At 39.9% G+C, this 12459-nt stretch carries 10 protein-coding genes; 8 read left to right on the top strand and 2 right to left on the bottom strand.

Annotated features, from left to right (window positions below):
• Positions 1-3 precede the first annotated feature (3 nt).
• A complete protein-coding gene (locus J1G40_RS13585; protein ID WP_265243195.1) occupies positions 4-549 on the bottom strand; it encodes a pyridoxamine 5'-phosphate oxidase family protein in 546 nt (181 codons plus the stop codon).
• A 696-nt stretch (positions 550-1245) separates the two neighbouring features.
• Here J1G40_RS13585 and guaA point away from each other — a divergent pair.
• From guaA to J1G40_RS13565, 4 genes are all read left to right on the top strand, one after another.
• Positions 1246-2778 carry a glutamine-hydrolyzing GMP synthase gene (guaA, locus tag J1G40_RS13580; RefSeq protein WP_265243194.1) on the top strand — a complete coding sequence of 511 codons (1533 nt, stop codon included), beginning with the start codon at positions 1246-1248 and terminating at the stop codon, positions 2776-2778.
• A gap of 1 nt (position 2779) precedes the next feature.
• A complete protein-coding gene (locus tag J1G40_RS13575; RefSeq protein WP_265243193.1) occupies positions 2780-4930 on the top strand; it encodes a LysM peptidoglycan-binding domain-containing protein in 2151 nt (716 codons plus the stop codon).
• Positions 4931-4932: 2 nt separating this feature from the next.
• Positions 4933-5337 (top strand): OsmC family protein, encoded by a 405-nt coding sequence (locus J1G40_RS13570; RefSeq protein WP_265243192.1) that lies wholly within the window; start codon positions 4933-4935, stop codon positions 5335-5337.
• Between the two features lie 129 nt (positions 5338-5466).
• The gene (locus J1G40_RS13565; protein ID WP_265243191.1) at positions 5467-6030 is read left to right on the top strand and encodes a DUF922 domain-containing protein; all 564 of its coding nucleotides are present in this window, start codon (positions 5467-5469) and stop codon (positions 6028-6030) included.
• Here the strand turns inward: J1G40_RS13565 and J1G40_RS13560 are convergent.
• On the bottom strand, positions 6027-6893 hold the full coding sequence (locus tag J1G40_RS13560) for a hydroxypyruvate isomerase family protein (protein ID WP_265243190.1): 867 nt from the start codon (positions 6891-6893) through the stop codon (positions 6027-6029). The two genes, J1G40_RS13565 and J1G40_RS13560, sit on opposite strands and share 4 nt — an antisense overlap.
• A 48-nt stretch (positions 6894-6941) precedes the next feature.
• Here J1G40_RS13560 and J1G40_RS13555 point away from each other — a divergent pair, with 48 nt between their 5' ends.
• The 4 genes from J1G40_RS13555 to J1G40_RS13540 form a co-directional block, all read left to right on the top strand.
• Positions 6942-7184, top strand: a complete 243-nt coding sequence (locus J1G40_RS13555; protein WP_265243189.1) for a DUF3820 family protein — start codon at positions 6942-6944, stop codon at positions 7182-7184.
• Between the two features lie 49 nt (positions 7185-7233).
• Positions 7234-8871: a CTP synthase gene (locus J1G40_RS13550; RefSeq protein ID WP_265243188.1), complete on the top strand. Its 1638-nt coding sequence runs from the start codon at positions 7234-7236 to the stop codon at positions 8869-8871.
• Between the two features lie 97 nt (positions 8872-8968).
• Positions 8969-10825 (top strand): membrane protein insertase YidC, encoded by a 1857-nt coding sequence (gene yidC, locus J1G40_RS13545; RefSeq protein WP_265243187.1) that lies wholly within the window; start codon positions 8969-8971, stop codon positions 10823-10825.
• A gap of 340 nt (positions 10826-11165) precedes the next feature.
• A partial coding sequence (locus J1G40_RS13540; protein ID WP_265243186.1) for a SprB repeat-containing protein occupies positions 11166-12459 on the top strand: 1294 nt, incomplete at its 3' end.

Below are 12459 nucleotides of genomic sequence, written 5' to 3'. Positions count from 1 at the left end.
GTTTTAGGGAACTAAGTAATCACTGCTCCATTTTCCTTCTCTGAAAGAAAAACGAATCCTCGTATGGTGCGGTTGCTGAAGTTTTAGGTATTCTATTTTGAAAGGGGTAACCTCTACCACACAAAAATTACTTTTTCCTTCCAGATATTGCAATTGAGCAGGGTCTTCCAATTCAGTACCTGGTGCCATGGAAGTGGCGTAGTTTTTTCTGGCGTTGGGATCTATGGCTTGCCATACTTCATTATTAGAAGCTTCACCTTTAAATACTTTAGCAAGACCTTCTACCTTAAACTGTAATAGCTGACCGGGATGGTAAAAAAGTAAGCCAACTTTGTTGTTTTCCTTAAGGTGAATCACTTTTTTTGATCGGACATCAGTGTAGAAAGTCAGTTTTAAGTCATCCGAAACTTTGCGCAGTACTACAGTTCTAAGCCGGGCCAACCGATCTAAACCCACTGTTCCGAGGGTAAAATAACGAAAAGGATGCCCATCAACTAAAGCCCCATTTTGCAATTCTTTCTTTAAATCATCCACCGTTATTGTTGCCATGACCCCCCTTTTCTATTAAAGTTAAAAAAAAAATTACAAAAGAAGGTAGGGTATTTTAAAACTTAGTTGTTCTATATACAAATTGCTATGAATTAGAAAATTTAATTGTGTCATAAATAAGTTCATGTGTTTAGGTTGGTTTTTGATTTGAAAGGCCCTGACGATCGTCGTCAGGGCTTTTTCTTTTCCTGGTCTGTACTACTTCTATCAAATATTTTGAACATTGAACTATTCAAAAGGACCATCGTATGTTGTTCCATAATATATGAATTGAAATAAATAATAGGCTGTGTCCGGGCTCATTAGAGTAGGACAATAGAAATCTAGCTGCGCTCAATAATATAATTTGTAGGAATTAAACTAAAATATTGTTTGCCAGATTATTAATAATTGTTAATTAAACTACTGGTTTTAAATGGTACACCGTCGCGTATTTTGACTTTTTTTGAGTAACTATTGTTAATTGTATAATTATTTCACTTTAAATAAAACTATATGCAGAATGTATACCCACTTATAAGATCAGAGGTGATAGGTTAAAAATAATACTTTCCATGATGATTAAGGACATAATATATTTCTGAGAAGCGGTGGCCCAACCAAGAGGTTTTTCAACTTGTTTATAACTCTTAAAATTACTTGATAAATAATCTTATTTTCACATTTTCACAATTTACGATTTTACTATTTTTGCCCATGCAAAACAACGTCCTTATCCTCGACTTTGGTTCCCAGTATACACAACTCATCGCCAGGCGCGTTCGGGAACTGAATATTTTCTGTGAAATAAAACCTTATAACAATCTACCAACAGATTTATCCGAATATAAAGCTGTGATCCTGTCGGGTTCTCCCTTTTCAGTCAGGGCCGAAGATGCGCCACATCCGGATTTGTCTGAGATCAAGGGTAAAAAGCCCTTGCTGGGGGTCTGCTACGGGGCCCAATATCTGGCACATTTCAACGGGGGAGAAGTTGCCGCATCTAATACCAGGGAGTACGGAAGGGCACGCCTGACGGCTATCGCCAATGATGAACCCTTCTTTTATGAGATTACAGATGGTTCCCAGGTATGGATGAGTCATGCCGATACCATAAAAAGGCTTCCGGAAAACACAGTGCACCTGGCCAGTACCAGTGATGTGGAGCATGCTGCTTTTAAATTTAAGGGAGAAGATACTTTTTGTATCCAATTTCATCCGGAGGTATATCATACTACCCAGGGGAAGCAAATACTAGAGAACTTTCTAGTGCATATTGCCGGAGTAGAACAATCCTGGACCCCTCAGGCGTTTGTAGAAAATACGGTAACCGATTTAAAAAACAAGATTGGGAAAGACAAGGTAATACTGGGTCTTTCTGGAGGAGTAGATTCTACTGTTGCAGCGGTTTTATTGCATAAAGCTATAGGAGAACATTTGCACTGCATTTTTGTGAACAATGGGCTTTTGCGAAAGAATGAGTTTACTGATGTCCTGGAGCAATACAAGGGCATGGGACTTAATGTTAAAGGGGTAGACGCTTCGGCACGCTTTTTGGATGCATTGGAAGGAGAAAGCGATCCGGAGAAAAAAAGAAAAATCATCGGCAGAGTGTTTATAGAGGTTTTTGATGATGAGGCTCACCTTGTTGAAGATGCTAAATGGTTGGCTCAGGGAACAATATATCCGGATGTCATAGAATCTGTTTCCGCAACAGGCGGACCCTCTGCTACCATTAAGAGTCATCATAATGTAGGCGGACTCCCAGATTTCATGAAGTTGAAAGTAGTAGAACCTCTGAAAATGTTATTTAAGGATGAAGTTCGCAGGGTAGGCGCCAGTATGGATGTGGGAGATGAACGCCTCGGAAGGCATCCTTTTCCAGGTCCCGGCTTAGCAATAAGGATCCTCGGCGATATTACCAGAGAAAAGGTAGCCATTTTGCAAGAGGTGGATGCTATATTTATAAATGGATTAAGAGAATGGGGCCTTTATGATGATGTTTGGCAGGCTGGTGCAATGCTTTTACCCGTAAATAGTGTAGGGGTGATGGGAGACGAACGCACTTATGAAAAATGTGTAGCTTTACGGGCTGTAGAAAGTACAGATGGGATGACGGCAGACTGGGTAAATTTACCCTACGAATTTTTACAAAAAACCTCTAATGATATTATTAATAAAGTCCCTGGGGTAAATAGAGTCGTATATGATATAAGTTCCAAACCCCCGGCAACTATAGAATGGGAATAACATGAACAACTTTATTAAATATTTAGCCATAGTATTTATGGTGTTTTTTGTAGGGTGCAAGGCCAGTGCGCAGCAATTTAAGACGCATGCCGTACAAAGCGGGGAAACCCTGTATAGTATTGCCAGGCAATACAAAATCACCACCGTAGATATCCTTAAATACAACAAGGAGTTAAGAGAGGATGAATTGCTAAAGCCAAATACGATCCTGGTAATTCCGATGCCTAAACAAGAAGATAGTGCACAAGCTATAGCTGATAGCATACAAAAGGCGAAGGAAGAAGCACAACAAGAGCCATATGATTTTACTTTACACCGGGTAAGGAAGAGGGAAACACTTTACGGAATATCTCAAAGGTACAATGTAACTGAGGAGGATATCAAAAGATATAACAGGGATCTATATGCTACGCAACTTAAAAAGGGTATGCGCATTCAGATCCCCAGATACCGTATTATTGAAACTCAGGCAGACAGTATCAATACAGATGATTTTGAAAAATATGTTGTCTTACCAAAGGAAACCAGATGGAGCATCGCGCACAAGTACGGAATAACTCTTGATAGCATGATAGCATTAAATCCGGACCTGGAAAAAATATCTAACCATCTGGCCATAGGGCAAGTACTGAATTTGCCGAAAATCGCAGGAAGTAGTGTAGATTCTGTTCAGGTTCAGTTATACGAGTCGTATACGGTACCCGCAAAAAAAACACTCTATAGCCTGGGAATAGAATACGATATAAAGGGCGAACAAATTGTAAGACTCAATCCGGAGATTGTAGAGCAGGGAGGGCTAAAAGAAGGTATGGTTATCAGATTGCCTAAAAAGAAGGATGTTTCAGGAGCAGTAAATACGGATAACTTCATTTTTTATGAGGTTAAACCCAAACAAACCTCTTTTTCTCTCACCAGAAATTTAGATATCAGCTATTCGGAACTATTATCATTAAATCCAGATCTTGCAAGGGGCCTTAAAGCGGGTATGATTTTGAAGTTACCGAAAGAAAAGGGAGCTAGTCTGGAAGTCAAGAATTCCCTGATTCTGGATAAAATTAATTTGTTAGATAGTATAAATCTGGTCAATAAACCGAAGCTGATATTTATGCTGCCGTTTAGATTAAATAGGATTAATCTTTCCGACAAAGAAAGCGCCGAGAGCGCCATTAGTCGAAGTAATGCCATAAAATATAGTCTGGGATTGTATTCCGGGGCCTTGGTAGCAGTAGATTCTATTGCAAAATTGGGATTGTCGGTAGATATAAAAACCTATGATACCGAATTAGATATGCAAAAGGCCAAAGCAGTCATGAGAGCAGAAAATTTAAGCGATGTGAGTGCCATTGTAGGGCCATTGCAAGCAAATTCGCTTAAAGAGGTAGCAGTTCAGGCTGCCAACTATCAGGTACCTGTAATTGCCCCTCTGACTTCGGACAGTGATATTAGCCTGAATAATGTTTTCTTTTCTATTCCTACGGATGATATCCTGAGAGAACGGATGTTGAATTATATGGAAACCCAGGTAGAGGATCAGAATTTAATTATTATTGCTGATACTGTAAACGCCTTTGCTGCACAAAAAATCACAGAAAAGTTTCCCGGATCTAAAATAGTGGAGGTGGTTGAGGAGGAAGAGAATATCTCGATCAATCTGGAAGATTTTCTTTTATTACTGAGCGAAGAAAAAGAAAACTGGGTTTTTGTGGAGAGTAATAATACGGAATGGGTGTCTAGTATAATATCTATTTTAAACTCTTCCAATACCGAGGAAATCAAGGTGAGAATGTTCACAACCAATAAAAACAGGGCATTTGAGAGTGATGTAATTTCGAGCACCCATTTATCTAACTTAAGATTTACATATCCCTCAGCATACCGGGAAGTGGGCCGTGATAGTTTTGTAAGGCAGTACAGAAGAAAGTGGGGCAGCACTCCAGATAGGTATGCCGTACGTGGATTTGATTTAACCTATGACCTGTTATTAAAACTGGCTTATAAAGCAAATCTTTTTGAGGCATCTGATTTGGTAGGTGTAACAGAATACACAGGTAACAAATTTAATTATAACCAGGATTTCAGTGCGGGTTACTACAATACGGCCTGTTATATTATGAAGTACGAAGAGATGCATATCATAGAGGTAAAGCCATAATTATGACATCGAAAGTAACATACACAGGGGAATTACGTACCACATGTACTCATATAGGATCGGGGGACAGTTTTATTACCGATGCTCCTACCGACAATAACGGCCTTGGACAGGCATTTTCACCAACAGATACTGCGGCAACAGCCTTGGCAAGTTGTATGCTTACGGTCATGGGGATCAAAGCCAGAGACCTCAGTATTGATCTCACAAATTCAAATGCCGATGTTACCAAAATCATGGCCGCGAACCCCAGGAGGATTTCCGAAATAGCCATACAATTACAATTACCTTCCAATGTTGAAGAAAAACACCGCAAGATCTTAGAACATACTGCGAATACCTGCCCGGTGATTCAAAGTCTGCACCCGGATATAAAAAAAGATATTAGCTTTAACTGGGAGCTTTAGGCCACAATGCTCCGTTTATAACGAGGATTTTCTTACAATTTTCTAAAAACAGGGCTTTATTTATACAAAAAGAAGCTTATCTGGCGTTTACTGTATATCTTTTTAGCCCATACAATTTAGTCTATGAAAATGAGTAAATACTTTTTTATCTTCCTTTTCTTTCTTGTTATCAATTCATGGTGCCAGGAATATGAAACTATTCCATGGGATAGTGAGCAGCGTTTGAGCTGGTCAGATTTTAAGGCAGAACCTTCCCACCAGGGGAGGGCTGCGGCAATTACGGCTAGTGGAATAAGCTATCGGTATTCTACTATGGAATCTAATGGAGAATTTGAATTAGACTTTACTGTACACACCTATTTCTATCCAAATAAGTCATGGTATCATGCGGAGGTTTGTGATGAGGTAATATTGAGCCATGAACAGTTGCATTTTGATATAACAGAATTGTTTGCCAGGAAAATGAGAAGATTGCTAACGGAGACCAAATTCACTAAAAATGTGAAGGCAGAAGTAAGGGCAATCTATAGAAGGATCAATAACGAATTAGCTGAATTTCAAAATGTGTATGACGATGAAACCAATTTTTCCCGGGATCGGGAGAAACAGTCTATGTGGAATAAGAAGATTGAAGATGCCTTAAAAGACAATATATATATCCACCTCAATACGGCTAAAGAATCCGGGGGTTAAACATCACAAATGGTGACACCCTGCTTTAAGGCTGCAATTTTATCTTCCCAGGTAGGGATAAATTCCTGAGCCACATGGCCTTTAAATCCTGTTTTTACTATTGCCTTCATTATGGCCGGATAAAATAATTCCTGAGTTTCATTAATTTCATTCCGACCCGGATTTCCTCCCGTATGGTAGTGACCAAAGTACTGATGATAATCCTGAATGTTTCTAATAATGTCCCCTTCCATAATCTGCATATGATAGATGTCGTAAAGCAACTTAAAATTATCCGTATCTAATTGCTTACATAGCTCAACGCCCCAGTCTGTATGGTCGCACATATAGTCTTTGTGATTAACTTTAGAATTTAACAACTCCATTTGAAGTACCACTCCGTGTTGTTCTGCCAACGGCAGAATTTGTTCCAGGCCCTTTACACAATTTTTGAGACCCTGGTCATCATCCATGCCATTTCTATTACCACTAAAGCAAATTAGATTGGTATAGCCGGCAGCGGCGATAATCGGAATCTTTTCTTTGTAATCGGAAATGAGTTCTTCATGGAGGCTTAAATTGTTCCATCCTTCTACAATTCCTTTACCGGCTCCCCAGCACATAGAAGCATGGATGCCATACTTTTTAAGCAGCGGAAAGTCTTCCGGCCCTACCAGGTCTATGGCCTTTACCCCAATACTATTTAAATTTTGAAGAAAAGTTTCGAGCGGGATGGTATTATAACACCAGTAGCAGGCGCTGTGATTTATATTTCCTTTGAGTTCGGTAGCTTCGTTTTTTGTTGCCGTTGCATTTACCGGTGTAGTGGCAAGTAAGCCTACGGAGGCTGCAGCGGTTGTATTGATAAAAGATCTGCGTTGCATTTTCTTCGGATTTAGTTGTTTTTAAAGATAAAATATTTAGATTTAAAAATGGAGTTAAGTCCGGATAAAGGTCAATTAATTGAACTGGCACATTATAGAATGCCCTTCGGGAAATATAAGGGTTTTTACCTGATCAATTTACCTGAGGCATATCTGCTCTGGTTTCAAAACAAAGGTTTTCCAAATGGAAAGCTAGGCACCTTATTGAAGCAAATCCTGGAGATCAAGATAAACGGACTGGAACCCATAATCCTTAAAATTCAAAAAGAATTTCCGCAAGAATCCATGTAATTTCTGCTTTCAATTCGTATCTTTGAATCCCGTAACAAAGAATCCCATCATGCCAGATACTAAATACATTTTCGTTACGGGAGGTGTAACTTCTTCACTAGGAAAAGGAATTATCGCCGCTTCCCTCGCCAAGCTCCTTCAGGCCAGAGGTTATAAGACAACCATTCAAAAATTAGACCCCTATATCAATATAGATCCGGGTACCTTAAATCCTTACGAGCACGGGGAGTGCTATGTGACAGAGGATGGTGCAGAGACCGATCTTGATCTTGGCCATTACGAGCGATTTCTCAACGTGAGAACTTCCCAGGCCAACAATGTGACCACCGGAAGAATTTATCAAAGTGTAATAGAAAAGGAACGCAGAGGTGAATTCCTTGGGAAGACGGTACAAGTGGTGCCTCATATTACCAATGAGATAAAAGAACGCATCCAGATATTGGGCAATAGTGGGGAATATGACATAGTCATCACAGAGATTGGCGGAACAGTAGGTGATATAGAGTCTCTCCCATATATAGAAGCAGTGCGGCAGTTACTTTGGGAACTCGGTGATAATAACGCTATAGTAATTCACCTCACCCTTGTGCCTTATCTCTCTGCGGCTGGAGAACTCAAGACGAAACCCACTCAACACTCTGTAAAAACCCTGATGGAAAGTGGTATTAAGGCAGATATTCTTGTATGCAGAACAGAGCACGAAATATCTGATGATATTAAACGAAAGATTGCGTTGTTTTGTAATGTTCAAAAGGAGGCGGTGATCCAATCTATAGATGCCTCTACCATTTATGACGTGCCTATCATGGTTCAGGAAGAAGGCCTGGATACGGTTACCCTCAGTAAATTAGACCTGCCAGACACTACTAAACCAGACCTTACCCAATGGTTAGAGTTCCTGGACAGACACAAGCATCCTAATAGTGAAGTCACTATAGGCCTTATTGGTAAATATGTAGAGCTGCAGGATTCATATAAGTCGATCCTGGAATCCTTTATCCATGCCGGGGCAATTAACGAAGTTAAGGTCAATGTAAGATCATTGCATTCCGCATATATCAATGAAAATAATTTTGAGGAAAAGATGCAGGGCTTAGATGGTATTCTTGTAGCCCCGGGATTTGGGGAACGCGGTTTTGAAGGAAAAATCAGGGCTGTACAGTACGCTCGGGAAAACGGTATTCCCTTTCTGGGGATATGCCTGGGAATGCAAATGGCCGTTATAGAATATGCCAGAAATGTTCTTGGTTTAAGCGGAGCAAATTCTACGGAAATGGATGAAACTACCCCACATCCCGTAATAGATTTAATGGAAGAACAGAAGACCATAACCAACAAAGGCGGTACAATGCGTTTGGGAGCATGGGATTGTGAACTTAAAGACAACACCCTGACACAGAAAATGTATCACGGAGCCACTGAGATTGCTGAAAGACATCGACATCGATATGAATTCAACAACGATTATTTAGAGCAAATGGAAGCTGCAGGTTTGGTGGCTTCAGGAATTAATAAAGAAACAGGTTTGGTAGAGATTATAGAACTGCCAAATCATCCCTGGTTTATAGGGGTGCAATATCATCCGGAGTACAAGAGCACAGTGGCCAGCCCACATCCGCTTTTTGTCGGGTTCGTAAAAGCTGTACTTCGGCATAAAAAAGAACAAACTAATGCCAGTTTGGCATAAACTGCACATTTGGACATATATTTGCAGGCTAGTAGATCATAACTTATGAAGAGCAATAGTCTGAAACATTCCAGACCAGAGCTAACAAATAATATACATGGAAGAAAAGAAACTGGACATTAATTCGATCATCGGATTTTTACTGATTTTCGGAATTTTGATTTTTTGGTTTTACACCAATCAGCCTACACCAGAGGAAGCGGCCGCGCAAAAAGCGCAGCAAGAGCAGGCGGCAACAGAACAGAAAGAAGAGGAAAAGCCCGTCAGCCAGCCTATATTGTCCGAAACAACAATAGACACCAATGATTCTACGGCTGTTGCCAATTATAAGACCAGTGTAGGTGATTTTAGTTTTACACAGGTTTCTGATGGGGTTACTTCTCTGGAAAATGAATTGGTTGAACTAAAAATCAGCAATAAAGGTGGGCAGATAGTAGAAGCCAGAATGATCCAATTTGTGACCCATGATTCTGTTCCGGTCTATTTGGTAAAGGATGGCAATGCTTCTTTTGAATTGACTTTTAGCACTTCAGATAACCGGGTATTGAATTCCAGGGATCTTTATTTTGAACCTACACTTACCAATAGCGGAAACAATCAGGTACTTTCTATGAAGGCCAAAGTTTCTTCCAACCAGTTTCTGGAGTACAGGTATGAAATGAAACCGGATGATTATCTGGTAGATTTCAGTATAAGGTCACAGGGCTTAAGTGGTATTTTAAATACCAGTCAGCCTGCACAACTACAATGGCAGCTTAGAGGTATCAGGCACAATAAGAGTATACAATACGAAAACAGATATACCCGCCTAACATATAACCATGATGGAGGTAAGATTAGTAAGTTGTCAGAGGGAAGTGATGATGAAGAGACCGAAACAGATATAAAATGGCTTTCCTATCGCCAGCACTTTTTTAGCTCTATTTTGGCCAGCACACAGCATTTTGAAAATGGACAACTGAGTTCTGTAAATCTGGTTGAGGAAGAAAGCAAGGAGGCAAGGTTTACCAAAGAGTACAAGAGTATTTTACCACTGAAAATTGAAGGAGGGGAACTGGCCTATAATATGCATTGGTACTACGGTCCTACGGATATTGCTGTTTTAAAACAATATGATGAGCTGGGACTGGAAGATTCTATCCCTTATGGGTGGGGTATTTTTGGTTGGATCAACAAATACGTTTTTACTCCTTTTTATGGTTTCCTAAGTTCCTTTTTACCCTTTGGCCTGGCCATTGTAGTCATGACCATTCTTGTGCGTTTGGCCATGTCTCCGGTTACCTATAAATCTTATTTGTCTCAGGCAAAGATGAAGGTGCTTAAACCAGAGATTACAGAACTTGGTGAAAAGTACAAGGATAATGCAATGAAGAAGCAGCAAGAAACCATGAAGTTGTATAACAAAGCAGGTGTAAGCCCTATGAGTGGCTGTATCCCTGCAGTGCTGCAGCTTCCGATATTCTATGCCCTCTTTATGTTTTTCCCTACCTCTTTTGCTTTGAGGCAGAAATCGTTTTTATGGGCTGAGGATTTATCTTCCTATGATACTATTGCGCAGTTGCCATTTAATATTCCTTTTTATGGGGACCATGTGAGTCTCTTCCCAATTCTGGCATCGGTAGCCATCTTCTTTTATATGATGATGACCACCGGGCAGAATATGCAAACCCAACCGGGCATGCCTAATATGAAATTCATCATGTATTTGTCGCCACTTCTGATGTTGTTCTTCTTTAACAATTATGCGAGTGGACTTAGTTTGTACTATTTTGTGTCTAACCTGATTACCATCTTTATCATGCTGGCTATTAAGCGATTTATCCTGGACGAGGATAAGATTCATGCCCAGATTCAGGAGAACAAAAAGAAGCCTAAAAAGGAAAATAAATTCCAAAAGAAGATGCGCGAAATGATGGAGCAGGCAGAAGAGCAGAAAAAGGTGAGAAAGAGATAAGATTTTTCTTTCTTTGTCTTAACTGTGCTATTTTCAACAAGTTACTTAATATGCTTTTTATGGTCGTTAATGTGCGTTTCATCGAATAGGTACTACGAAATGCCAATGAAATGTTAAAATATTCCGAATTTTAATAGCAACAGACTGTTATTTATTTGTTCAATTAAAAAGAGAAGACTATAGCATTAGATAATTACTTTATACACATGTAGTTAAGTTTCCCCGTCTACATTATTTTTTAGAACATTGATACACTTTGTTACCTAATGAACCCCACTTCATATAGGCAATGAACTATTTACATTATGCTCTGGTGTAGTTATTAACTAAACACTATACCATGTGTAAATTTACTTTCCCACAATTTGAAACATTGGCAAAAAATTTATTGCCCACTACCAAAAAAAGTTTCTTAAAAAATTTATCGGCAATCCCAAAAATAGGGATACTGTTCATTTTTCTTGCAGTTGTACCGTTTTCGGTGGTGGGGCAGACTTACTGTATGGGCGATCCTATACCATTCGACCCACTCTTTCCCAATGATGAAACACTAACCCAGCAGGATTTGAGGACGAACCCAGAATATGAACGAGGCGCATGCCCGGCTAATGATATTCAAATTCTCGGGGCTAGAATTGAAACCGCAGATGCCTGTAATAGTTGTACTCCAGGTGATGTAGTTATAGGGGATTTATATATTACAGTTCACCATAACACGAATAGTGGTGACAGACACCTTGGTGTTTTTGGTAATATAACCGAAACTCCAGTGGTTGGTTCATCTACCATGTGCGATGTTGCGAGATGTTCAGGACCACTTCTAAAATCGAGTGAAGAGACTGATGTACACCCTGTTACGGGTACTTCTCAGGAATTGTTTTACGGTCAAATTGAGTTTACCTGTGGCAGTGCTCTTGAATTGAGTGATATTTTATTGGTCTGGACTGCTGCCAATGGCGAATGCCCGATTTACCCTGGTAATAATCCAAATGGAAAGTACTGTTTTGATAATCCTGTTATTGACATAGTGCCTCCTTTAAATGCAGTGGCAATGGCATCATGTGATACGGGCGCCATGCCAGATATCGACCTTATGGTGTCTGGCGGTACAGGACCATTTACTTATAATTGGAGCAACGGAAGTACTGCAGAAGATCTTTTCAACGTTGCTCCGGGAACATATAGTGTAGTAGTAACAGATACTTCAAATGGCTGTACTGTTAATGCAAGTGCAACCGTTGGTCCTACCATTAGTACAGCGATAAACAGTATTACCAAAATTTCTTGTTTTGGAGCTGCAGACGGAGCGGCGGATATTCAGACTATTGGTGGAGTTGCTCCCTTTACTTATAGTTGGGATAATGGTGCAACTACCGAAGATTTATCAGGAATTGGCCCTGGGACATATAGTTTGACAATAACAGATGCCCTAAATTGCCAGGCCTTTGCCCAGGTGATTTTAAATGACCCTGAAGAAATAACAACATCAGCACTAGCCACAGATGTGGGCTGTTTTGGTGAGGCTACCGGATCAATAGACTTAACAGTAAATGGAGGCACCCCTGGATATACCTATCTATGGAGTAATGGTGCCACCACCCAGGATATTAGTGGTTTACTAGCCGGTACCTATA

It is taken from the genome of Muriicola sp. Z0-33 (genome assembly GCF_026126425.1).
Classification (GTDB): domain Bacteria; phylum Bacteroidota; class Bacteroidia; order Flavobacteriales; family Flavobacteriaceae; genus JAFMPW01.
Note: the sequence above shows the minus strand (reverse complement) of the source record. Positions and strands in the feature narration are given on the sequence as shown.